Here is a 23608-nt window from a genome sequence, read left to right as displayed (position 1 = left end):
CCGCATCTTCTCTTCTCACGACGACCGGACCGAGCCTCGGACGCCGTCACGCGACCGGAGCGGTCCCATTGTTCCGCAGGCTCCGGGCGGCGGCCGGGAACAGGGGGCCCGAAAGGGGCGTTGGGCGCGATGGGCACCCCCGTGGTCGAAAGCGGTCGGGGCGGAGTCCATCATGGAGGGGCACGGGACCCCGCGAGGGGCCTGTAGTCCGCAAGACACCTGAAACGAGGACCGAGCAGTGCTGCGCACCCTCATCAACGGCAAGATCCACCGCGCCACCGTCACCCAGGCCGACCTGCACTACGTGGGCTCGGTGACCATCGACGCCGACCTGCTGGACGCCGCCGACATCGTCGACGGCGAGCAGGTCCACATCGTCGACATCGACAACGGCGCACGGCTCGTCACCTACGCGATCACCGGCGAGCGCGGCAGCGGCGTCATCGGGATCAACGGCGCGGCAGCCCGCCTGGTCAGCCCCGGCGACCTGGTCATCATCATCTCCTACGCGCAGATGACCGAGGCCGAGCGCGCCGAGCACGTCCCGCACATCGTGCACGTGGACCGGGACAACAGGATCGTGGCGCTGGGCGCCGACCCCGCCGAGCCGGTCCCCGGCGACCCGGAGCTCGTCTCCGGCCGCTGACCTGTGTTCCGCGGTCCTCCGCTCCGCCCTGTCCGCACCCGGCTCGGCGTCCCCGGGAGGACCTCCGGCCGCGGCCCCCCGGAGGGCCGCTCCTCCACGGCCTGCGGGACCCCGTCGGCGCCCAGCGGTCACCGGGCGCCCGCGCGCACGGACGCGCGGGCGCCGTCGTGTCCGAAAAGGGCCGAAAATCCCGGGCTCGTGGCCGGTTCCGGTCTGGTCGGCGGGGTCGGCGCCGGGTACACCCCGGGGCGGAATGGACGACACGCGGGACGCCGAGCAGCGTCGCATCGCCGAGCACATCCAGTGGCAGAAGCAGGGTGCCTGGGTCGTGCTCTGGGGCGTCCACACCCGCCGCTACTGGGCGTTCGCCTGCTGGCCGGTGGTCCCCGACCAGGGCGTGGTGATCAGCGCGGTCGATCCCGACGACCTCTACTCGGGGATGCGCCAGGTCGAGCGCGAGCACGACTACCTCGGCTGGCGGCACCGCCGCCGCTGAGGTGTCCGGAACCGTATGTATTCCGACATGGCGGACAATGTGCACTCGACGTTACGATTCCCCCGTTGACCGGATGAATCTGAGAGTAGGTCGCGTGTCCACTCATGCCGTTCCCGGCGTCCTGCCGGAGGAGACGCGCCTGCGCCTTCAGCGCCGTACCGTCGCGGCTCTCATGCTCACCCAGGTGGTGGGCGGCGTCGGCATGGGCGCGATGATCGCGGTGGGTTCGCTCATCGCCCTGGACCTCACCGGTTCCGACGCCTGGTCGGGCATGGCCACCACCATGATCACCCTGGGCGCCGCCGTGTTCGCGCTGCCGCTGGCCTCGCTGGCGTCCAGCCGCGGCCGCCGCCCCGGCCTGGGGCTGGGCTGGGCGATGGGCGCGGTCGGCGGACTCGTCGTCATCGCCGCCACCGTGTCCGGCCTGTTCCCGCTGTTCCTGCTGGGCATGGGCCTCATCGGAGCCGGGACCGCCACCAACCTCCAGGCCCGCCACGCCGCCGCCGACCTGTCCTCGGACCGCAGCCGGGGCCGCGACCTGTCCCTGGTGGTGTGGGCGACCACCGTCGGTTCGGTGCTGGGACCCAACCTCACCGGCCCCGGCGGCCGGGTCGCCGCCCTGGTCGGCCTGCCCGAGCTGCTCGGACCGGTGCTGTTCACCACCACCGGGTTCGTCCTGGGCGCCCTGCTCACCTTCGCGCTGCTGCGCCCGGACCCGCTGCTCACCGCCGTCCGCGCCGCGGCCGCGGCCTCGGCCGACCCCGCGGCGCCGGCCCCGTCGAAGCCGTCGGTGGGCGCGGTCCTGAAGGCCGTGGCAGCCTCCCCCGGCGCGCTGCTGGCCGTGGTCGGCATCGTCTGCGCCCACACGGTGATGGTCGCGGTCATGACCATGACGCCGGTGCACATGTCGCACCACGGTGCCGCCCTGACCGTGATCGGCCTGACCATCTCACTGCACATCGCGGGCATGTACGCGCTCTCCCCGGTGGTGGGCTGGCTCAGCGACCGCCTGGGCCGGGTCCCGGTGCTGCTGACCGGACAGGCGGTGCTGCTGGCGGCGACCGCGGTCGCGGGCACCGCCGGGCACGACGAGGCGCGGGTGGCCCTGGGCCTGTTCCTGCTGGGCCTGGGCTGGTCGTTCAGCCTGGTGTCGGGCACCGCGCTGCTCGCCGGGTCCCTGGAGGTCGGCGTGCGCCCCCGCGCCCAGGGGGTCAGCGACCTGCTGATGAACCTGGGCGGGGCCGCGGCGGGCGGCCTGTCCGGGGCGGTCCTGGCCCAGACGGGCTTCGGCGGCCTCAACCTGTTCGCCGCGCTGTTCACCGTCCCGGTGTTCGTGCTCGCGCTGCGCGCGGCGCGCGCGGGCCGCTGAAGAACATCCCGGCCTTTACCGGAAACGCCCCATCGGTTCCTTTGGTCCCCGGGTCCGCGCGGTTACCGTGCAGATCTGGGGCGCCCACCGCCCTCGGTGGGCCGACGCCACTGGAGGGGTGTTCTCACGTGACCGATCGGGAACCCGAGGAAGGGCCGCAGCAGCGGCCGCAGGAACCGCCGGGCGACCCGGTGAACCACCACCCGCCGGAGGAGTGGCGGCCCGGGGACCCCGAGGACCCCATGGAGGGCGGGCCGCAGCCGCCGGGCGAGCCCCCGCACGCCTTCCCCCACCGCGGGGAAGCGTCCCTGGACCGGCCGGGGCCGCCGGAGGAGGGCGGCCACCTGCCGCCCCCGCCCGGTCCGAACTGGGCTCCGCCGCCCCTGGGGGACCAGGGAACGGGTGCCGGGCCCGGGGGGCCGCGACAGCCGCCGCAGGGCCCTCCGCCGGGCGGCCCGCCCATGAGCCCGCCGCCCGGCGGCCACCCCACGGGTGCGCCGCCCGAGCCTGTGGGCGGGGAGCTCTCGGAGGGGCCCAGCGGTCCCGCCCAGGCGGGGTACGAGCACGCCGGATACGCACCCGGCTACGGGGAGGCGGACGCGCCGGGCGCGGGCGCGGGCAGCCACCCGGGGCCGCCGTACCGGGGCGGGGCGCAGCCCGGACCGGGGCACGGGGGGCAGGGCGCGCCGTCCGACCCCGGCTCCGCCTACGGGGCGGGCTACGGGGCGGCGGGCGGGGGGCCGCCCGGCGGCCACGGGGCGCAGGCGGTGTACGGGCAGCCGCAGGAGAGCCGGACCCGCTGGGGCAGGATCCTCGGCATCGGCTGCGGTGTGCTCCTGCTCCTGCTCCTGGTCGGCGGCGGCTGCACCGCCGTCGGCCTGTTCATGGCGCAGAGCCGCCCGCCGACGATGGGCGCGCCCGGGACGGACGACTCCGGGCCCCTGCGGTACGAGGAGGAGCCGGTCGAGGCGGAGGTGACGGCAGGGCGCACCGAGTTCGAGCCGGGGCCGCTGTACACCTCGGGGGACTACACCAGCGTCGACGTGTCGGTGCGCAACGAGGGGGAGGGCTCCCTGGACGTCAACCCCCTGTACTTCAGCGTCATCGACGCCTCCGGGGCGCTGCACAGCACCGCCGAGGCGATCGGGATGGACGCGCGGGAGCTGGACGCGGGCACCCTCGTCCCGGGGCAGAGCACGTCCGGGGTGATCACCGTGCAGGGGCTGGTGGAGGCCGACCGCGTCGTGTTCGAGCCGTACTACGGGGAGCCGGTGGAGAGCCCGGTGCTGTGACCGGCCCCGCCGGTGCGCGGAGTCCGGTACCGGGCGGTGCCGGACCCCGGCGGGTCAGGGGGCCAGCGCCGGGTCGCGCAGCCACTCCGCCAGGCTCTCCCGGCGGTCGGCGTCGCACTTGAGCGGGCACGTGGTGCAGTACCCGTGGTCGGGATCGCCCTTGTAGTCGAAGCAGCAGGTGCCGCGCACCGCCCAGGTCCCCTGCGGGTGGCCGGGGGCGAAGGGGAACAGCCGGGGGCTCCTGCGGGTGACGGCGCCGGCCGCCACCACGGCGTCGGCCAGCCGCCCGGCCAGCTCCCAGGCGGCCTCGGCGTCCCGGGCCAGGTAGCGGGCCGGGTTGAGCATGTAGAAGTGCAGGGTGTCGAGGATCCAGCCCCACAGGGTGCGACCGCCCGCCCGCGAGTGCTCGTGCAGGGCGTCGACGAGGGGCCCGAACGTCGCGAACAGGGCCCGGCCGGCCAGTGCGACCTGTTCGTCGGTGTCGCGGGCCGTCACGGTTCCGGGCAGGCCCGCCGCCGGGTCGCCCGGCAGGACCGCGAAGCAGGTGTCCACCGAGACCGGGGTGCCGAACCGGGCGGCGGCGGTGTCCCAGGGCAGGTACAGCGCGTCGGGGTCGAGCAGGGGGGCGCGGCCGGTCAGGTACAGCGACGCCGACACCATGAAGATCGGCTCGCGCAGGGTGACCCGCAGGAAGTTGGTGGCGGCGGGCAGCCGGTGGCCCGGACCGTGCTCGGTGCGGAGCTTGTCGAACAGGACCGGTACCCAGCCGTCGGCGGCCAGGGCGGAGACGGGGTGCCACTGCACGGTCCCGGTGGGGCGCTCGCGCAGCTCCGCGGCGGTGAGCAGCTCGGGGAGCGGCGAGAAGCGCAGGGGCGCGCAGGCGTCGCGGAGGGCCTCGAGCGGATCAGGGGTCACCTGGGTCACCGTGTGGAACCTGCCCTTCGTCGCAGCGGAGCCGTCGTGTCCGGCGGTCGCGGTCGCAGGACGCCGGTGGGGCGGGTGGAACGTCTGCGCCTCGTTAAGTGAGGCTACCCTAATGACGGATCACCCCGCAATGATCCCCGCTGTGATCGGAATCCTTCCCCGGACGGGGAAGCCGCAGGTCGCGGCCGGTCCAAGGTTTCGTCCGGGTTCGCCCGGGACGTCCGCGGGGGTGCGCCGGGGCCGGGGCGCACCCGGGTCAGGCGGCGGCCTGCCGGCGGCTCCGGCGCGGCCTGCGGTACTTGATCCACCACTCGACGAACAGCAGCGGTACCACCCAGGACAGGAAGCTCGAGGCCGGGGCGACCGCCATGGCGATGGCCTGCTCGTCGTCCGGGATGGTCCCGGCCTGCACCTGTACGAGCACGAAGGGGATCAGCAGGGCGATGACGACCCGGTTGAACGCGATGCCGTAGATGAGGGCGAAGCTGCGCAGCATCCACTCGCGGTGGTGGGCGAACCTCCTGCGGCGGGCCATCACGTAGCCCAGGACGGTGAAGGTCAGCCACAGCAACGCCCAGATGGTGTTGCTGACCTGGGTGCCGAACCCGGTGCTGCTGAATGGCGCGATGAGCAGCGCCGGGATCCCGACCAGGGGGATCCCCGCCAGGACGTAGGTCCGGCCGCTCCAGCGGTGCACGGCCGGGTACCGCGTGCGCAGCCAGGGCCACACCTGGAGGATCACCAGCAGGGTCAGCAGGGTGCCGCCGAAGATGTGCGTGAGCATCACCGGGAAGTACCAGGCGGGGGTCTCCGGGACGGGCAGGCGGGCGTCGGCGGGGTCGAGGGAGAGGTAGGGCGGTACGGAGTAGAGTAGGAAGGTGAGGCTGAACAGGGCCAGCGGCAGGATCCAGGGCCGCTGCCACCAGCGGACGGGAGCCGGGGCCGGCCGGGGCCGCGGTGCGGTGGTCGTGGCGGGGGGCGCCATGGGGGTCCTCCTTCGGGTCGTGGGGGCGGGTCGGCGGCCGGGCGGGTCCGTCGGCCCCGCGGGTCGGGGCCCGGTCCGGCCGGGTGGTGCGGTGGCGGGTCCGCCACGAGTCTGGTCGCGGCGGCGGACGGGCACGAGGGTGCGCCCACCCGGCCGCGGGTGGTGCTGCGCCTCCCCTTGGGGGAGACGGTTCCCGGCGGCCGGTGGTGCGCACACCACCGGTGGCCGGAAGCGGCCGGGTCAGCGGCTCAGGGAGCGGAAGCGGCGCGCCGCCAGCGGGGCGCAGACGGCGAGCAGGACGGCGGGCAGGCCCACGGCCAGGAGTCCGGCGTGGTCGGCGGGCCAGGATCCGGCGGGCACGCCCGCGTTGCCGAAGAGGTCGCGCAGGGTGGAGACGACCGCCGACAGCGGGTTCCACTCGGCGACGGGCGCCAGCCAGGAGGGCATGGCCTCCGCGGGCAGGAAGGCGGTCGAGAGCATGGTGAGCGGGAAGGCCAGCGGGTAGACGATCATGCTCGACGCGTCCGGGTCGGGCATCAGCAATCCCATGAGCACTCCCAGCCACACCAGGGACAGCCGGAAGAACAGCAGCAGTCCGATCGCCAGCGCGGCGCCGGCGAGCCCGTTCTCGGCCCGCCAGCCCAGCAGCAGGCCCACCGGGACCAGGAGCGCCACCTCCAGGCAGGCGCGCACCATGTCGGCCGCGGTGCGGGCGGTGAGCAGGGACACCGGCGACATGGGCATGGACCGGAAGCGGCCCATCACCTCGCGGGACGCGTCGCGGGCCATGCCCGAGGCGCTCCCGGCCACGCCGTAGACCATGACCATCGCCAGCATCGCCGGGATGAGGAACTCGCGGTAGTTCCCGGCCGCGTGCCCGGACATGACCTCGTCGAAGAGGAAGCCGAACAGCAGGACCATCACGACGGGCATGACCAGGGCGATGGCCGGCTCGAAGGGGTCGCGCACCATGTGCAGGAGGTTGCGGCGGGTCAGGACCAGGGTGTCGGACAGGGCCTTGCCGGGGCGGGCGGCGGGCGGTCCCGCCGGGGCGGTCCCGGTGCCGGGGGCGGCGTCGGGGAGGACGTTCATCGTGGATCACTCCGGAAGGGGTCGCGGGTGGCCGGGGGTTCAGGCGGCGGGCCGGGAGGCGTCGGTGCCGTGTCCGGTCAGGGACAGGAACACCTCGTCGAGGCTGGGCCTGCGCACCCCGATGTCGGCGATGGCCGGGGCCGAGCCCTCCAGGGCGCGTACGGCCCCGGTGAGGGCCGCCATGCGGTCGGGGGCGGGCAGGCTGACGCGCTGCTCCTCGCGGTGCACGGTGGCGGGCGCGGCCAGGGCGGCGCCCAGCAGGCCGGCCACGGCGGACAGGTCGGCGGGGTCGCGCACGACCACGTCGATGCGGTCGCCGCCCACCCGGGAGCGCAGCGCGTCGGGGGTGCCCTCGGCGATGGTGCGCCCGTGGTCGATGACGGCGACGGTGTCGGCGAGCCGGTCGGCCTCCTCCAGGTACTGGGTGGTGAGCACGACGGTGGTCCCGGCCTCGACCAGGGCCCGCACCGACTCCCACACCCCCAGCCGGCTGCGCGGGTCCAGGCCGGTGGTGGGCTCGTCGAGGAAGAGCACCCGCGGGCGCTGGATGAGGCTGACGGCCAGGTCCAGGCGGCGGCGCATCCCGCCGGAGTAGCCGTCCGAGCGGCGGTCGGCGGCGTCGGTGAGGTCGAAGTGCTCCAGCAGCTCCTCGGCCCGCGTGCGGGCGGCGCCCGGTCCCAGGCCGTAGAGGCGGGAGAACATCACGAGGTTCTCCCGGCCGGTGAGCAGTTCGTCGACGGAGGCGTACTGCCCGGTCAGGCCGATGGCGGCGCGCACCCGGTCGGGTTCGCGCACGACGTCGGCCCCGACCACCTCGGCGTGCCCCGCGTCGGGCCGCAGGAGGGTGGCGAGCACGCGGACGGCGGTGGTCTTGCCCGCCCCGTTGGGGCCCAGCAGCCCGAACACGGTTCCGGCGGGCACGTCCAGGTCGAGCCCGTCCAGTGCGGCGGTCCCGCCGTAGTTCTTGCGCAACCCGCGGGCCCGGACCGCGGGGGGTGACTCGGACATGGCGTGTATCTCCTAAACTGTTTATGTCGCACACGCATTGGTGTAAGTAATACACAGTTCTAGGATGGTGTCAACGACGACTCCGATGACTGGTGGCCCATGACGACCGAGGACGCACCCAAGAGCCGGATGGCGCGGGAAGTGGAACTGCTCTGGGGACTGGACGCCGCGCCCGCCAAACGGGGGCCCAAGCCCCGCCTCAGCCGCGACGCCGTGGTCCGCGCGGCGGTCGCGGTCGCTGACGCCGAGGGCATCGAGGCGGTGTCGATGCAGCGCGTGGCCAAGGAGCTCGGCTACACGACCATGTCCCTGTACCGGCACGTGGACAGCAAGGAGGACATGCTCGCCCTCATGATCGACGCCTCCATGGACGCCGACCCGCCCGGTCCCCGCGAGGACGGGGACTGGCGCGCCGGGCTGGAGGAGTGGTGCTACCGCGCCATCGACATGTCCCGCTCCCACCCGTGGTCGGTGAACATCGCGCTCTCCGGCCCTCCCAGCGGTCCCAACGGCCTGCGCTGGATGGAGGCCGGCCTGCGCGAGCTGGTCGCCGCGGGCCTGGACATCGGCGAGGCGCTCCAGATGCTGACGCTGCTCTCGGCCATCACGCGCGAGACCGCCCGCATCGAGGCGGACATGACCCGCGCCGCCCAGGCCACGGGGGGCACCATGGTGGAGACCGAGCGCGACTACAGCCGGGGCCTGCGGCGCGTCGTCACCGCCGAGGAGTTCCCCACCATCGCCCGCATGCTCGACGCGCATGTCCTGGAGGACGAGGCGGGGGAGGAGCACGACCGCATCGGCGGCCCCGCGGAGGAGCTCGGCTTCGGGATCAACCGCATCCTGGACGGCATCGAGGTCTACGTCCGGGGCAAGGGCGCGAAGGCGCCCGGGACGGGGGCGTAGCCTGCCGCCGACCCGACCCGACCCGACCCGACCCGACCCGACCCGACCCGACCCGACCCGACCCGCCGCCCGGGCCGGCCGGACCCGGAGCGCCCCGGGGCGGCCGGCGGGGGAGCGCGGGGCGGAGCGCCGCCCCGCGGCCCCGGCCCCCGCTGCCGCGGGCCCGCCCGGAGCCCGCGGGTCAGCCGCGGATGAGCACCAGGTGGTGGCGGGCCAGCACCGACACCACCTCGGCGGTACGGTCGGGCGCCGCGCCCGCGGCCTCGGCCAGCTCCGCCACCGTCAGCGACCGCCGCTCGGCGAGCACCCCCAGCACGTCGCCCACCTCGGCGGGGAACCGGTACCGGCGGCCGCCCACCGACAGCGCCACCCTGTCGCCCTCCCGGGCCAGCGGCGGCGGCAGGATCGGCACGAACTCCACCCGGGCGCCGGGCCCCGGCGCGCCCTCCTCCACCGGCCAGGGCAGCGCGAACGACGTGCGCCGCGGGAACCGCGCGTCCCGCTCGGCCAGGAACGCGTCCAGGTCGGCCTCCTCGGCCAGTTCCGCCAGCCGCGCCGCCAGCTCCCGCCGGCGCTTGCGCCGCACGTCCGGGTCGGCGAACCGCGGCAGGTCCCGCCGGAACGCCTCCTCCTCGAACAGCCGCCGCACCAGCGCCTGCGCCCAGTCCACCCCGGTCGCCCGGGTGAACCCGAACGTCAGGTGCAGGCTCACCTCGCCGGTGCCGGTCACCGTGTGCCACCAGCCCCGGGGCACGTGCAGCACCTGCCCGGGCCGCAGCACGCCCTCCCACACCACCTGGAGCCCGCCGTCGGCGTCCCGCGGCGGCGTGTGGCCGTGGTCCACGTCGTCCTTCATCGGGTACGGCCGCGACCCGGGGCCGTGGACCTGCCAGTGCTTGGTCCCCTCCACCTGGACGATCACCGTGTCGTGGTCGTCCCAGTGGGTGTCGAACCCGCGCGACTCCCCCCAGATCAGGTACATGTTGGCCTGCACGCGCTCGCGCACCAGCCGCATCAGGTCGTCGGCCGCGGCCGCCACCGGCGGGTGCATCCGGTCCAGCCCGTCCAACACCAGGCTCGCCCCGGCCCGCAGCTCCCGGTACAGCGCCTCGGGCCGCACCACCCTGCGGGCCACCCGGGAGGCGGTGCCCACCTCGGTGTACCGGTCGACCGGGACCGGGGAGCCGTCCCGGTGCAGCCGCAGCCGCGGCGGCTCGGGCGCGCACGCCGCCAGCAGCGCGTTGAGGTCGTCGAACGTCACGAGGGAGCGCACCGCGTCCGCGCCCAGGTCGGCGAACACGAACTCCTCCGACAGCCGCGCGGTCAGGGCCTCCCGGCCCACGGCTGCGCACAGCCCTTCACTGAACAGGTGGCCGGGCTCGGTCACAGGGGGTTCCCGCCTTTCGGACGAGGGACCCGCCCGGCCCGGACGGTGCCGGGCCGGGCGGGCGCGGATGGGATCAGATGAAGTCGGAGCTGGAGTCGGTACCGTCGCTGTCGCCGCCCGCGGTGATGTCGCGGGAGGTCACCTCGGCCAGTTCCTCGACCTCGACCTCGATGGGGTCCATACGCCGCACCTCGCCTTCCGTGTGGTGGTTTCCTCTAGGACCAGGGCCGGCCCCGCGCCGGGCGGCGCGGCGACAACCCCGTTCGGTGGGCCGCGAACGCGTGCGCGTCCGCGGCCAGCCCCACCGCCCGGCCGACCGCGCGCGGGCCGTGCCCGACGTCGCGCTCGTACCGCAGCAGGGCCGGTGGCCGCCCGTCCTCGGACCGGCCCGCCGCCAGCAGCGCCGCGCACATCTTGCGCGGGTGGGCGGCGTCGGTCCGGGTGTCCCCGGCGAACCCGGTGAGCAGCACGTCCGGGTACCGCGGCCCCGGCGTGCGCCCCGCGTCCTCCAGCACCCGGTGGTAGGGCGAGTAGGACATCAGGGCGGCGAAGTCGTCGGGGTCGGAGGCGGTCCCGAACTCGCGGGTCCACATCCGCCCCAGGCCCAGGCGCTCGAACCGGGCCATGTCGGCCAGCGGGGCCGACGCGATCACCGCCGAGCACAGGTCGGGCCGGGCCGCCGCGGCGGCGAGCACCAGCAGCCCGCCCGCCGAGCCGCCCGAAAGGCACAGCCCCGGGCGGACGCACAGGCCCGCCGCGACCAGGGCGTCGGCGGCCGCGACCAGGTCCTCCACCGCGCGCGGCTTGCCGCGCCCGGCCCCGGCCAGGTGCCACTCGCGCCCGATGTCGCCGCCGCCGCGCACGTGCGCCACCGCGTAGCGCCCGCCCAGGCCCAGCCAGGCCAGCACGGTCGCGCTGAACCCGAACCGGCGGGGGCGGCCGAACCCCCCGTAGGCGTGCAGCAGGGTCGGCAGCGGCTCCGCGGGCGGGGTCCGCGCCGGGTCCGGGGGCGGTGCACCCGGGCGCGCCGCGCCGGTGCCGCGCGCGGTCAGGACGGTGACGGGGACCCGGGTGCCGTCGGCCGACCGGCACCACAGCACGGTCCGCTCCACCGCGGGGGCGGGCGGCGGGGCGGCGGCCCCGGCCGGCCATGGCAGCGGGCGGGACGAGCCCGGGGCCAGGCGCAGCACCCGCTGCTGGGCGGTGACGTCGGCGTAGGCCAGGAACACGGCCCCGTCCGGGGCGGTGGCCGGGTCGCTCACCATGCCCTCGCCGGGCAGGTCCACGGTGCGTTCGAGGGCTCCGGTGCGGGCGTCGTGCACGGCGGCGGAATCGATGCCCAGCCGGGTGCGCACCACCAGGAGCGCGGGGGAGTCGGCGCCGCCGCAGGGGGTGAAGGCGTCCAGCGTCTCCCCCTCCCGCTGGGGGACCACCTCCCGCCAGTGCTCCGGTCCGGGCCGGTCGGGGCGCGCGGAGCAGATCCGCCGCCAGGGGGCGTCCAGGGTCGTGCGCAGGTACAGCAGCCCGTCCGGGCCCAGGGCGGCCTCGGTCTCGGCCTCCACGCCCACCTGGACCGGCCGCAGGTCCGGAGCCTGGAGCGGGCCCGCCTCCAGGTCGGCCAGCCACAAGTCGGTGCGGTGCCCGGTGCCGTGGCTCTCGGTGAACAGCAGCAGGCGCCCGCCCAGGATCCGCACCCCCGGGACGGTCCCGGGCCCGGAGCAGGACCGCACGAACACCTCGGTGCCGTCGGCGGCCCGCCGCAGCCACACCCCGCGGCCGCCGTGCCCGTCGTCGCGCCGCACGTAGTAGAAGGCGGGCGGCCCCTGGGGCGTCCACGCCACGTGGGAGTAGCGGACCCCGTGCACCGGGGGGCCGACCGGGCGGCCGTCGGCGACGCGCAGCACCCGCAGGACGCCCCGCTCCACCCCTCCGGTGGAGGTCTGCACCGCGACCAGGCGGCCCGTGGGGTCGGGTTCCCAGGCGTCCAGGGTGGTGCGGCCGGTGGGGTCGGCCGCCGCAGGGTCGTAGACCACCCGGGCCCGGTCGGCGTGCACGGCGTCCGGCGGGGCGCCTCCGCCGTCGAAGGCGACCAGCCGCGGGTGCTCGGCCCCGGCGGGGCGCACGGTGGCCAGGAGCGCCCCGGGGCGGTGCACCGGCGCCGACCACAGGTCCGCGTCCAGGTGGAACCGGATGCGCGCGGCGAGCCGGTCGCGCAGTGTCCAGTCGGCGGCCTCGCGCTCGTGGTCGCGGGAGCGCTCCTCCAGCCACCGCAGGGTCCGGGGGTCGTCGGCGGACTCCAGCCAGCGGTAGGGGTCGGGCACGGGGCGGCCGTGCAGGGTGTCCACGGCGGACGAGGGTCCGCGGACGGGGGCGTCTCCGGGGGCTCGGTTGCGCACCCTCACATCGTTCGGGCCGCCGTTCCGACGGTCAAGAAAGAACAGTCTCGCTCATCGGTGATACGAACCTTGCCCAGAGGTGAGGTCCGCAGGCCGGGAGGGGGACGGACCGCGGCCCGCGGGATTCGGACGGTCCCTTTCCACCGGCGAAAGGGGCGCCCGTGGGGGTGAGGAGGGCCGGTACCGTCCGGCCGCCCGCGGCGGCAGGGCGGGACGGGGCCCGCGGACCCCCACGCGAGGCGGCGCCCCGCTCGGAGCGGGGCGCCGCGGGGGAGGGGGTGCCAGGCGCGGGCGGCCGCGGTGGGCGGCCGCCCGGTCGCCTCGGGAGTCGGCACCCCCGAGGACGCCGTCCTCCGTCAGGAGTTGTCCGGGTGGCCGATGGCCAGGCCGCTCTCCTGGTCGAAGAAGTGCAGCTGGCTGACGTCCACCGAGAGCGTGATCGTGCGGCCCGGCCGGACCTGGCTGCGCGGGCTCACCCGGGCGGTGAACAGCGAGCGGTTCGCGCCCAGCGGCAGCGCGTCGTCCTCGCCCTCGCCGGCGGCGTCCTTGGCCAGGGCGGCGGCGTCCTCGTGGCGCACCGGCGGGGCGTCCACCGTGAAGATGACGTTGATCTCGGTGCCCAGCTCCTCGGTGACGTCCGCGGTGACCTCGATGCGCGGGTCGCCGTTGCCGTCGAACTCGGCGTCGTTGAAGTCCGAGGGGCGGATGCCCAGGATGATGTCGCGGCCCAGGTACTCGCGCAGGTGCGGGCGGGAGTCCAGGACGGAGGCGGGGACCGGCAGGGTGTGCTCGGCGAACTTCAGCACCGCGCCGGTGCCCTCCGCGGCCAGGGAGGCGTCCACGAAGTTCATGGCCGGGGAGCCGATGAACCCGGCGACGAACAGGTTGACCGGGGAGTCGAAGAGGCGCTTGGGGGTGTCCACCTGCTGGAGGCGGCCGTCGCGCAGCACCGCGACCCGGTCGCCCAGGGTCATGGCCTCGATCTGGTCGTGGGTCACGTAGACGGTGGTGACGCCCAGGCGCTCGTGCAGCTGGTTGAGGGAGGCGCGCATCTGGACGCGGAGCTTGGCGTCCAGGTTGGACAGCGGCTCGTCCATGAGGAAGGCCTGCGGCTCGCGGACGATGGCGCGGCCCATGGCCACGCGCTGGCGCTGGCCGCCGGAGAGTGCGCCCGGCTTGCGCTTGAGGTAGGGCTCCAGGCCCAGCATCTCGGCCGCCTCCTGGACGCGGCGCGCGATCTCGGGCTTGGCGACCTTGCGCAGCTTCAGGCCGAAGGCGAGGTTCTGCTCGACGGTCATGTGCGGGTAGAGCGCGTAGTTCTGGAAGACCATCGCGATGTCGCGGTCCTTGGGCGGGCGGTCGTTGACGATCTCGTCGCCGATGACCAGGGTGCCCGCGGAGATCTCCTCCAGGCCCGCGATCATGCGCAGCGCGGTGGACTTGCCGCAGCCGGACGGGCCGACGAGGACCATGAACTCGCCGTCCTCGATCCGCAGGTTCAGGTCGTTGACGGCCTTGACGCCGCCTCCGTAGATCTTGTCGACGCCCTCGAGGACGATCTCCGCCATGTTCTGTCTCCGCTGCATCGGGTCGGGGGTGACGGGGATCTCGTGGCCGTAGACCCGGGTCACCCGGACCGGTTCGCGCTGAACTTGATCGAACCGGACCGTTTTGCTGATCATATGAGACAGGAATCTGATTGAAAAGTCCAGAGTCGGAGCGAACTCGATCTGATTGCGGTCGGACTGAAACCCGGAGTGCTCGACTGGCATGGCGGCCCCAGGTGCGTTAGCCTGTCCGACGGTTCACCACTTCCTCCCCATCGGACACTCGGCGGGGCCGCCACGACACGGCGGCCGGGTTGAGGCATCCGGTTGGGGAGTCTGGGTAACCTAACGACCAGTCCAGCACTGGACGGACCGGTTGTGCGGCCCCCACTCGTCCGATCGGACGCTGCATCACGCGCCAGGTGCAGCCGGGATCGGGTGAAGGGCGGAGTACCGCGACCGGGCGGGGGGTTGGACCCGGAAAAGGCCCGAACATCCAGTAGACAACGGTCTTCCGAGCTCGCCGCCGACGGGACGGAGCCGGTCCGAAGGGTGGCTCGGGCCTTTTCCGCGTCCCCCCAATATGCTGACCGCACACCCTCACCACACCTGCGGAAAGCGAGACCCACGTGGTCACCGAACACACGGAGCGGGGCGAGGCCCCCGCCGCCGCCGGCCCCCGGGAGCCCGCGGCACCCGTGACGGGCCGCACGGCCACCGTTCTCCCCCTCGGTCACCGCTGGGGGCGGTTCGACCTCCTGTGGCGTCCCGCCGCGGCCGCGGGTTCGGGTCTGGCCCAGCTGTTCGCCCTTCCGCCCCACGGACTGTGGTGGCTGGGGCCGCTGAGCGCCGCCCTGCTCCTCTTCGCCGTCGCCGGGGCCCGGATGCGCCGCGCCGCCTGGCTGGGCGCCCTGGCCGGGGCCGCCCTCATGGTCCCCCTCGTGCGCTGGCAGGACGTGTTCGGCACGGACGTGTGGCTGCTCATCGCCGCCGCCGAGAGCGTCTACTACCTGCCCATGGCCATGGGAATCGCCCTGGCCGTCCGGCTGCCCGGCTGGCCGGTGTGGACCGCGGCCCTGTGGGTCGCCCAGGAGGCCGTGCGCGCCCGCTGGCCGCTGGGCGGCTTCCCCTGGGGCAAGCTCGCCTTCGCCCAGCCCGACACGCCCTTCGCCGGGTACGCCGCTCTGGGCTCCTCCGCCCTGGTGAGCTTCGCCGTCGCCCTCACCGGCGGCCTGCTGCTGTGGGCGGTCCTGCGCGTCGCCTTCCGCGGCCCGCGCCCGGGCGCTCCCGCCGCCGCGCTGGCCCTGGCCGCGGCCGCCGCCGTGGTCGCCTGCGGCTCCCTGGCCCCCGCGGTGGGCCGCCCCGCGGCCGGGGACACCGTCACCCTGGGAATGGTGCAGGGCAACGTGCCCAACGTCGGCGAGATGTCGGTCGCCGGCGAGCGCATGGAGGTGCTGCGGAACCACGCCGAGGGCGTGCACGAGCTGGCCGCCGCCGCCCGCGCGGACGGCGTCGGGCTGGACCTGGTCGTGCTGCCGGAGAACGCCAGCGACATCGACCCCTTCCGCGACCCCGTCGCCCGCGAGATCATCGACGGCGCCGCGGCCGACGCCGGGGTGCCCCTGCTGTGGGGCATGAGCCGCTACAACGACGACGGCACCCGGTACGTCAGCAGCGTGGTGTGGGACCCGGAGACGGGCCCGGGGGAGATGTACGACAAGCGCTTCCTGGTGCCCTTCGGCGAGTACATCCCCTACCGCGACCTCTTCACCCGGTTCGTGCAGCGCCTGGAGCAGGTCAGCTCCGACGCCGTCCCCGGCACCGAGCCCGGCGCCCTGGAGATCGGCGGCACCACGCTGGCCGTGGGCATCTGCTTCGACGTGGCCTTCGACGCGCCGGTGCGCGAGTCCGTGGCAGCGGGCGGCGGGATCATCGTCATCCCCACCAACAACGCCAACTACAACTTCACCGGCCAGTCCGACCAGCAGCTCGCCATCACCCGGCTGCGCGCCGTCGAGCACGGCCGCTCCGCCGTGGTGGTCTCCACCAGCGGTATCAGCGCGGTGGTCGGCCCCGACGGCACCGTCGCCTACCGGTCGCCGGAGGCCGAGGCCGACATCCACATCGCCGAGCTCACCGCCGCCGAAGGGCCCACGGTGGCCACCCGCCTGGGCGCGGCCCCCGAGGCGCTGATGGCCGCCGTCGGGCTGGCGGCCGCGGCCGCCGCGGTGGTCGCCTCACGCCGGGCCCGCGGGACGGCCGCCGACGCGTGAACGGCGCCCCGCGGGGAACCATGGGGGGCGGTGGGGCGTTCTTCCCGGTGAGGGAGGACCTCAACGGCCCGTACGACCCGAGGATGGTTCCGCATGCCGATCCTGACAGTGCTCGCACTCATGGCGCTGCCCTTCGTCGAGGTGTGGCTCATGATCGTCGTCGGCGGGCGGATCGGCGCCCCCTGGACGCTGGCGGCGCTGGCCGCGCTCATGGTGCTGGGCGTGGCGGTGCTGCGCCGGGCCGGGACCAGGGCCTTCCGCGACGCCGACGAGGCGCTGCGTTCGGGGGAGCAGCCGCGCGGCGGCCTGCTCGACCCGCTCATGCTCATGGCCGGCGGCATCCTGCTGGTGGTCCCGGGCTTCCTCACCGCGGCGGTGGGCCTGCTGCTGGTGCTGCCGTTCACCCGGCCTCTGCTGCGCTGGGCGTTCACCGGCTGGGCGCAGCGCCGGATGCGCCGCATGCGGGACCGGATGGAGGCCGAGCTCCTCGCCCAGGGGATGCGCGTCCCCGGACAGGCGCCCTTCGGCGGCGCCGGGGCAGCCCGCGACGACGAGGGCCCCGCCCCCTCCGCCTCGCGCGGCCGGGTCATCCAGGGGCACTTCGAGCCGGTCGACGACGACAAGGCCTGAGCGCGGCCACTCCTCCTCCCGGGCGCCCGGGAGCCGAGGGGCCCGCCGGGGGTCCGTCCCCCCGGCGGGCCCCTTCTTCGTGTGCGCACCCTGTTGGTATCGATGATAACGAAAATTTGTTTCCCTTGATTGAAAACGCTGATACGATCAGCTTGTTATCAGCGATACCAACGGATCGCTGTGCGACCGAAGGGAAGCACATGAACGAGCGCACGCTCGGAGCCACCGGCCCCGCCGTCTCCGCCCTCGGCCTGGGCACCATGGGCATGTCCGACCTCTACGGACCCGCCGACGAGGCCGAGAGCATCGCCACGATCCACGCCGCACTGGACGCCGGGATCACCCTGCTCGACACCGCCGACTTCTACGGCGAGGGCCACAACGAACTCCTCATCCGCGACGCCCTGCGCACCCGCGCCCGCGAGGACGTCGTCATCAGCGTCAAGTTCGGCGCCCGCAAGCAGCCCGGCGGCGCCTTCCAGCACGGGCCCTACGACACCACGCCGGTGGGGGTGAGGGACCGGCTCGCCTACACGCTGCGCCGCCTGGGCACCGACCACGTCGACATCTACCGGCCCGCCCGGCTGGACCCGGACGTCCCCATCGAGGACACCGTCGGAGCCATCGCCGAGATGGTCCGGGCGGGGTACGTGCGCCACATCGGCCTGTCCGAGGTGGGCGCGCACACCCTGCGCCGGGCCGCCGCCGTCCACCCGATCGCCGACCTGCAGATCGAGTACTCCCTGCTCTCCCGCGGCATCGAGGCCGACATCCTGCCCACCGCCCGCGAACTCGGGATCGGCATCACCGCCTACGGGGTGCTCTCCCGCGGCCTGCTCTCCGGGCACTGGAGCCCCGACCGCGCCCTGGCCGCCGGCGACTTCCGCGGCGCCGGCCCCCGCTTCCGGGGGGAGGCCCTGGCCGCCAACCTGCGCCTGGCCGAGGCGCTGCGGAAGGTCGCCGAGGGGATCGGCGCGACCGTCGCCCAGGTCGCCATCGCCTGGGTCGCCTCCCGCGGCGAGGACATCGTCCCGCTCGTGGGCGCCCGGCGCCGCGACCGCCTGGCCGAGTCCCTGGGTGCGGAGGGCCTGGCCCTGTCCGCCGGGGACCTGGCCGCCATCGAGGCCGCCGTCCCGGCGGGGGCGGCCGCGGGCGACCGCTACGCGGCCGCCCAGATGGCGCTCCTCGACAGCGAGCGATCGGTCTGACCGGAACCGGCCACCGGAGCCCGGGGCCGCTGTTCTACCCGACCTCGGCACCGGGCGGACGCGGCCCCGGCCCCGGCGGTGCGAGCATCCAGGGACCGAGGACCCGGCGGCCGCGCCCGACCGGGGCGCACCACGAAGGAGACGATGTGAGCATGCGGATCCCCGAGCCGGTGGCGACGTTCTTCGACCGCGTCAACGCCCACGACGAGGGCGCCCTGGACGCCTTCGCCGACGACGCCGTGGTGGACGACCGGGGCCGGGAGTTCCTGGGCCGGGAGGAGATCGAGGCCTGGAGCGCCCAGGAGTTCATCGGCTCCCGGGGGGTGCTGGCCGTGGAGTCCGTCGAGCGGACCCCGGACGGGATCCGGGTGGTGGGGGACTGGCGGTCCGACCACGCCAACGGGCCCAGCGCCTTCACGTTCGCCGTCGACGGCGACACCATCACCCGCATGACCATCCGCGAGGGGTGACCGCCGCGGCCGTCCCGCGCCGCCCCGCGGGACGGCCGCGCCCTCCCGGACCCGGGGACCCGCCGGTGTGACAAGGGGCGCGGGGCGCGGTAGAACGGCACCGGTCCGATGGAGCACGACGGCGGGAGCAGCGGTGGACGCAGGGGCGGGGACGGCGGAGCTGGAGGAGCACCTGCGCGGGTTCTGGCCGGGACGGGAGCTGGAGCCGGTCACCCGGGCGGGCGGGCCGGTCCTGGAGCGGCTCCCGGAGTTCGCCGCCTACCGCGTCGCCCAGGGCCCCGGGCGCGGATGGAACTACGCCACCGTGGGCGCCTCCGCCCGCGGCGGCCTGGAGTTCGTGCTCATGGCGCCCCAGGGGGCCGACGACCACGCCGAGACGCTCGCCGCGGTCGCCCACCACAACTCCTTCGAGGAGCACCGGGTGGACGCCGGCTCGGTGCTGGACCTGGGCCGCCCCTGGGCGGGCGGCTCCCGCATGGAGCACCTGCTGGTGAGTCCGCCCTACCCCTACGGCCCGCTGCTGGAGCAGGCCCCCGGCGGCGTCCGCTACCTGTGGCTGATGCCCGTCCACGCCGCCGAGGCCGAGGTGGTCCTCACGGAGGGCCTGGAGGCCTTCGAGGAACTCCTGGAGGCCGAGGGCGTCGACATCCTCGCCGTGGACCGCCCACCCGTCGTCTGACCCCTGTCCTTTCACGGATTCCAGGACACGGCCGTATGGATCTCCGTATGTTCGTTCCGGGGGCGGGTCCTGGTGGACCGAGACCGAGCCGGAGGTCCGACAGTGGCCGGGACCGCTCCCGGACCCGCACCACGACAAGGCGGAACGGGCGGCCGGCATGCCGGCCGCCCGACCGGCCACCCTGGGCGAGCCCTATTCCCGCCACCTCGGCGGAGAACTCAGCGAACCGCGCTTCGTCCTGGATGGGAGCGCGGTCCGCATCACCCACCGGCTTGCTCCCGAGCGCCGGATCGTCCTGTTGACGGTGTTCCGCAGGACACGGTGGCGTGGGAGGGCGGAGGTCGACCGGGCCTACCGGGCCCAGAAGGAGCGCGAGGCGTTGCACGGACCCGCCGAGCACGACCACGAAAGGATCAGGGGGGAGCGTGGACCACTCCGCATGGAGGACCCGCCGGAGCCGGGCACTGCTCGGTGAGCGGGTCGAGGAGCCCCCGGCCTGTGTGGAGGCAGGACACGCCTTCGCCCTGGGCCGGGCGGTGTACGACCGGCGCACGGAGCTCGGCCTGTCCCAGGCCGAGACCGCACGGCGGGCGGGCATGACCCAGCCGCAGAACTCCGACATCGAGGGCGGGGACTCCGTCCCGACCATCCCCCTGCTCACCCGGCCGGCCGAAGCGCTGGAGGCGTCGCTGACGATCGACCTGGACGGTGACGCCTCCACCTTCCGCTTCACCCCGCACCACGGCGGCCGGGACCCTTCCGCGGCCTGAGGTCAGGCGCGGCCGTGGAAGCGGGCCTGGAGGGCGCGGACGGCCTCGGCGAGCCCGGGCACCGGGCCCTCCACGGGCACGTCCGGGGCGACCTCGGTGACCGGCAGCGGCCGCACCGGCCCGGGTGCCAGCCCCCAGGAGGTGCGCCACGCGGTGAGCTGCGCCGACGAGCTCGCGTACACGATCCGGCCCAGTCCCGCCCAGGCGTGCGCCGCCGCGCACATGGGGCAGTGCTCGCCCGAGGTGTACACCGTCGCCGCCGCCCGCTCCTCCAGCGGCAGGCGGGCCGCCGCCCACTGCGCGATGGCCAGCTCCGGGTGGCGGGTGCCGTCGCCGCCGGAGACCTCGTTGTGCCCCTCGAACAGCACCGCCCCGTCGGCCCCCACCAGCACCGACCCGAACGGCTCGTCACCCTTGTCCAGGGCCTCCCCGGCCAGCTCCACCGCCCGGCGCAGGTGCCGCAGGTCGGTCTCGTTCATCGCTTCCTCCGTGAGTGGATCGGTGGACCGGGGAGACGGAGAGCACCCCGCCTCCCGCCCCGGGCGGTCCTTTGCTAAGCCGCCGCCCGCCGGGGCGCTCCGGCCCCCGGCCGGGAACCGCGCGGCCACCGCCCGCGGGGACGGCGGCGGAGCGCCCCACCCGATTGTGCACACACCGACGGCCGTGCCGCCCCCACCGGGCCGCACGGCCGTCCGCACCCCTCAGACCGGGGTCGGCTCCCGGTCCTCCTCCCGGGCGGCCCGGGCGTCCGCGCGGGCGATCGCCCGGTCGTCCACCACCCGGATCACCGTGATCACCGCGATCGCCGCACCCGCCACCGCCAGGCCGGTCAGGACCTTGGCCGGATCGCTCACGTCCAGGTCGAAGAACCACCGTCCCAGCGGGGTCACCATCGCCAGGGTCAGCAGCCCCACCATGGACCCCACCAGCACGACCTTCCACCACACGTACGGCTTGGCCACCAGCAGCAGCACCCACAGCGTCGTCGCGCACAGCGTGATCACCACCGCCGTCCGGTCCGCCGGGTCGGGCACCGTCCGCCCGCCCAGCACCAGCAGGTAGGTGGTCACCGCGGCCAGACCCGCCACCATGCCCGACGGCACCGCCAGCCGCAGCGTCCGCGCCACGAACCCCGGCCGGGCGATGTCGGTGTTGGGCGCCAGCGCCAGGAAGAACGACGGGATTCCGAACGTCACCGCGTTGATCAGCGTCGCGTGGCGCGGGAAGAACGGGTACGACACCGCCAGCAGCCCCACGACCGTCGCCAGCACCATCGTGTACACGGTCTTGGTGAGGAACAGGCTCGCCACCCGCTCGATGTTGCCGATCACCCGGCGCCCCTCGGCCACCACCCGCGGCAGCACCGCGAACCGGTCGTCCAGCAGCACCAGCTGCGCCACCGCCCGCGACGCCGGGCTGCCCGAGCCCATCGCCACGCCGATGTCGGCCTCCTTCAGCGCCAGCACGTCGTTGACCCCGTCGCCGGTCATCGCCACCGTGTGCCCCCGACCGCGCAGCCCCCGCACCATGTCGCGCTTGCGCTCGGGGGTCACCCGGCCGAACGCCGAGTGCCCGTCCACCCGCCGCCCCAGCTCCACCGGGTCCTCGGGCAGCTCACGGGCGTCCACCGGCCGGTCCGCGCCGGGCAGACCCAGCCCCCGCCCCACCGCGCCCACCGAGGCGGCGTGGTCGCCGGACACGATCTTGACGTCCACGCCCTGGCCGGCGAAGTAGTCCAGGGTGGGCGCGGCGTCCGCGCGCACCCTCTGGTCCAGCACCACCAGCGCCACCGGCTCCACCGGGCCGGGCGCCAGCGGGTCGTCCACCGCCAGCGCGGACCGGCCCAGCAGCAGCACCCGCAGCCCCTGCGCGCCCAGCCGGGCCGCCTCGGCCTCCGCCGGATGCCCCGGTGCGAGCACGTCGGCCGCCCCCAGCACCCAGTTCGCGTCCCCCTCGGGAGTGCGGAACCCCATACCGCTCCACTTGCGCGCCGACGAGAACGCCGCCTGCGCCACCGGCTCCCACCCGGGGGCCCGGTGGCCGCCGGCCTCCACGCCCCGGGCGATCGCCGCCATGCTCGCGTTGGGGTCGGGATCGTGGGCGGCCAGCGCCGCCAGCACCTCCGTCGGGGCGGGCCCGCCCCCCGCGCCGCCGCCCAGGTCGCGGATCTCCGCCATCTTCATGCCGACCTCGGTCAGCGTCCCGGTCTTGTCCGTGCACACCACGTCGACCCGGGCCAGCCCCTCGATCGCGGGCAGCTCCTGCACCAGGCACTGGTACCGGCCCAGCCGGATCACCCCCACCGCGAACGCGATGCTGGTGAGCAGGATGAGCCCCTCGGGGATCATCGACACCAGGGCGGCGACCATACCGCGCAGCGCGTCCGCCAGCGGCCCGGAGATCTGCCCGCCCGCGGCGCCCTCGTCCAGGGTGACGTGCCCGCCCATGAACAGCTGGCTGTAGACCAGCAGGCCGCCGATGGGGAACAGGGCGTAGGTGATCCAGGTGAGGATCCGGTTGATACCCGAACGCAGCTCCGAGTGCACCAGCGAGAACCGGCTCGCCTCCTCGGCCAACCGCGCCGCGTACGCGTGCCTGCCGACCTTCGTGGCGCGGAACCGGCCGGTGCCCGCCACCACGAAACTGCCCGACATCACCGTGTCGCCGGGCTTCTTGAGCACCGGGTCGGCCTCGCCGGTCAGCAGCGACTCGTCGATTTCCAGGCCGCCCGCCCAGGTGACGGTGCCGTCGACCACGACCTGGTCGCCGACCCCCACCTCCAGGACCTCGTCCAGGACGATCTCCTGGGCGGCCACCCGCACCACCGCGCCGCCGCGCACCACCCGGGGCCGGGCCGCGTTGACGATGGCCAGCCTGTCCAGGGTGCGCTTGGCGCGCAGCTCCTGCACGATGCCGATCAGCGTGTTGATGAGGATGACCATCGCGAACAGCCCGTCCTGGACGGGGCCGATCACGGCGATGATCGCGAACAGCACCGCGATCATCGCGTTGATCCGGGTGAACACGTTGCCGCGGATGATCTGCGCGACGGTCCGGCTGGCCCGGACGGGGACGTCGTTGGTCCGGCCCGCGGCCACGCGCTCGGCGACCTGGGACGGTGACAGCCCGGGTTCCTCCGGCGGTCGCGCGGGGCCGGTCGCGGTCGCGGTCGGGGCCGGCCGTACCGGGGCGGCCTCCGCGCCGTCGGGACGGTCGTGGTGTTCGGGCACACGTGCTCCTGCGGATGACAGTGGCGGGGTGCGTCCCCCGTGGCGCGGAAGGGGCCGGTCCGCGGCCCGGGGCGCGCCGGGGTGACGCCTCAAGGGTAAGGAGGGACACAAGACTAGAAGATCCCGGTCACCGGGTGCAGGCGTGCCCGCCCCCGGACCCCGGTGGGGAGGGCACCACGGCGGGCCGGGGTGGGGACCGGAGCGCGGTGCGGGAGCGGGCCGGTGCCGGGCGGCGAACGCGGGTACGGACCCGGTGCGGGAGTCGCCGTGTACGGCGCGGGCGAGTCCGGGTACCGTGTT

At 75.0% G+C, this 23608-nt stretch carries 20 protein-coding genes; 11 read left to right on the top strand and 9 right to left on the bottom strand.

Features of this window, described 5'->3' with window-relative positions:
• Positions 1-238 precede the first annotated feature (238 nt).
• The 4 genes from panD to ACSUPR_RS05540 all read left to right on the top strand — a co-directional run bounded on the left by panD (position 239) and on the right by ACSUPR_RS05540 (position 3803).
• Positions 239-646 (top strand): aspartate 1-decarboxylase, encoded by a 408-nt coding sequence (panD, locus tag ACSUPR_RS05555; protein WP_436889860.1) that lies wholly within the window; start codon positions 239-241, stop codon positions 644-646.
• A 253-nt stretch (positions 647-899) separates the two neighbouring features.
• Positions 900-1142 carry a hypothetical protein gene (locus tag ACSUPR_RS05550; protein WP_436889859.1) on the top strand — a complete coding sequence of 81 codons (243 nt, stop codon included), beginning with the start codon at positions 900-902 and terminating at the stop codon, positions 1140-1142.
• A gap of 94 nt (positions 1143-1236) precedes the next feature.
• The gene (locus tag ACSUPR_RS05545) at positions 1237-2511 is read left to right on the top strand and encodes an MFS transporter (RefSeq protein WP_436889858.1); all 1275 of its coding nucleotides are present in this window, start codon (positions 1237-1239) and stop codon (positions 2509-2511) included.
• Positions 2512-2639: 128 nt separating this feature from the next.
• Positions 2640-3803 (top strand): DUF4352 domain-containing protein, encoded by a 1164-nt coding sequence (locus ACSUPR_RS05540; RefSeq protein WP_436889857.1) that lies wholly within the window; start codon positions 2640-2642, stop codon positions 3801-3803.
• A gap of 54 nt (positions 3804-3857) precedes the next feature.
• On the opposite strand, the gene ACSUPR_RS05535 is transcribed toward ACSUPR_RS05540, so the two are convergent.
• The 4 genes from ACSUPR_RS05535 to ACSUPR_RS05520 all read right to left on the bottom strand — a co-directional run bounded on the left by ACSUPR_RS05535 (position 3858) and on the right by ACSUPR_RS05520 (position 7812).
• Entirely contained in the window at positions 3858-4718 is an 861-nt protein-coding gene (locus ACSUPR_RS05535; RefSeq protein ID WP_436889856.1) for a (2Fe-2S)-binding protein, read from the bottom strand.
• A 265-nt stretch (positions 4719-4983) separates the two neighbouring features.
• The gene (locus tag ACSUPR_RS05530) at positions 4984-5712 is read right to left on the bottom strand and encodes a DUF2306 domain-containing protein (RefSeq protein WP_436889855.1); all 729 of its coding nucleotides are present in this window, start codon (positions 5710-5712) and stop codon (positions 4984-4986) included.
• Between the two features lie 240 nt (positions 5713-5952).
• A complete protein-coding gene (locus ACSUPR_RS05525; protein WP_436889854.1) occupies positions 5953-6804 on the bottom strand; it encodes an ABC transporter permease in 852 nt (283 codons plus the stop codon).
• 39 nt (positions 6805-6843) lie between these two features.
• On the bottom strand, positions 6844-7812 hold the full coding sequence (locus tag ACSUPR_RS05520; RefSeq protein ID WP_436889852.1) for an ATP-binding cassette domain-containing protein: 969 nt from the start codon (positions 7810-7812) through the stop codon (positions 6844-6846).
• Between the two features lie 99 nt (positions 7813-7911).
• Here ACSUPR_RS05520 and ACSUPR_RS05515 point away from each other — a divergent pair, with 99 nt between their 5' ends.
• A complete protein-coding gene (locus ACSUPR_RS05515; protein ID WP_436889851.1) occupies positions 7912-8718 on the top strand; it encodes a TetR/AcrR family transcriptional regulator in 807 nt (268 codons plus the stop codon).
• 181 nt (positions 8719-8899) lie between these two features.
• Here the strand turns inward: ACSUPR_RS05515 and ACSUPR_RS05510 are convergent, their stop codons facing one another.
• From ACSUPR_RS05510 to ACSUPR_RS05500, 3 genes are all read right to left on the bottom strand, one after another.
• The gene (locus ACSUPR_RS05510) at positions 8900-10105 is read right to left on the bottom strand and encodes a cupin domain-containing protein (RefSeq protein WP_436889849.1); all 1206 of its coding nucleotides are present in this window, start codon (positions 10103-10105) and stop codon (positions 8900-8902) included.
• 215 nt (positions 10106-10320) lie between these two features.
• Positions 10321-12501 carry a prolyl oligopeptidase family serine peptidase gene (locus ACSUPR_RS05505; RefSeq protein ID WP_436889848.1) on the bottom strand — a complete coding sequence of 727 codons (2181 nt, stop codon included), beginning with the start codon at positions 12499-12501 and terminating at the stop codon, positions 10321-10323.
• Positions 12502-12857: 356 nt separating this feature from the next.
• Complete coding sequence (locus ACSUPR_RS05500; protein ID WP_436891875.1) at positions 12858-14069, bottom strand: ABC transporter ATP-binding protein; 1212 nt, start codon at positions 14067-14069, stop codon at positions 12858-12860.
• A gap of 677 nt (positions 14070-14746) precedes the next feature.
• On the opposite strand from ACSUPR_RS05500, the gene lnt reads away from it, so the two are divergent.
• The 6 genes from lnt (at position 14747) to ACSUPR_RS05470 (ending at position 20078) form a co-directional block, all read left to right on the top strand.
• Positions 14747-16321: an apolipoprotein N-acyltransferase gene (lnt, locus tag ACSUPR_RS05495; protein WP_436891874.1), complete on the top strand. Its 1575-nt coding sequence runs from the start codon at positions 14747-14749 to the stop codon at positions 16319-16321.
• Between the two features lie 93 nt (positions 16322-16414).
• Entirely contained in the window at positions 16415-16951 is a 537-nt protein-coding gene (locus ACSUPR_RS05490; RefSeq protein WP_436889846.1) for an FxsA family protein, read from the top strand.
• A gap of 200 nt (positions 16952-17151) precedes the next feature.
• Complete coding sequence (locus ACSUPR_RS05485; RefSeq protein ID WP_436889844.1) at positions 17152-18159, top strand: aldo/keto reductase; 1008 nt, start codon at positions 17152-17154, stop codon at positions 18157-18159.
• A 152-nt stretch (positions 18160-18311) separates the two neighbouring features.
• Positions 18312-18629, top strand: coding sequence for a nuclear transport factor 2 family protein (locus ACSUPR_RS05480; RefSeq protein ID WP_436891873.1), 318 nt, complete (start codon positions 18312-18314; stop codon positions 18627-18629).
• A gap of 133 nt (positions 18630-18762) precedes the next feature.
• Entirely contained in the window at positions 18763-19308 is a 546-nt protein-coding gene (locus ACSUPR_RS05475) for a suppressor of fused domain protein (protein WP_436889843.1), read from the top strand.
• Positions 19309-19733: 425 nt separating this feature from the next.
• A complete protein-coding gene (locus ACSUPR_RS05470; RefSeq protein WP_436889842.1) occupies positions 19734-20078 on the top strand; it encodes a helix-turn-helix domain-containing protein in 345 nt (114 codons plus the stop codon).
• A gap of 2 nt (positions 20079-20080) precedes the next feature.
• On the opposite strand, the gene ACSUPR_RS05465 is transcribed toward ACSUPR_RS05470, so the two are convergent.
• Together ACSUPR_RS05465 and ACSUPR_RS05460 are read right to left on the bottom strand one after the other, a co-directional pair.
• Positions 20081-20557: a nucleoside deaminase gene (locus ACSUPR_RS05465; RefSeq protein ID WP_436889841.1), complete on the bottom strand. Its 477-nt coding sequence runs from the start codon at positions 20555-20557 to the stop codon at positions 20081-20083.
• 222 nt (positions 20558-20779) lie between these two features.
• Positions 20780-23308, bottom strand: coding sequence for an HAD-IC family P-type ATPase (locus ACSUPR_RS05460; RefSeq protein WP_436889840.1), 2529 nt, complete (start codon positions 23306-23308; stop codon positions 20780-20782).
• Between the last annotated feature and the right edge of the window lie 300 nt (positions 23309-23608).

The sequence above is a fragment of the Nocardiopsis dassonvillei genome (assembly GCF_964273065.1).
GTDB classification, from domain to species: domain Bacteria; phylum Actinomycetota; class Actinomycetes; order Streptosporangiales; family Streptosporangiaceae; genus Nocardiopsis; species Nocardiopsis dassonvillei_B.
This window is presented reverse-complemented; position numbering and strand designations above follow the sequence as displayed.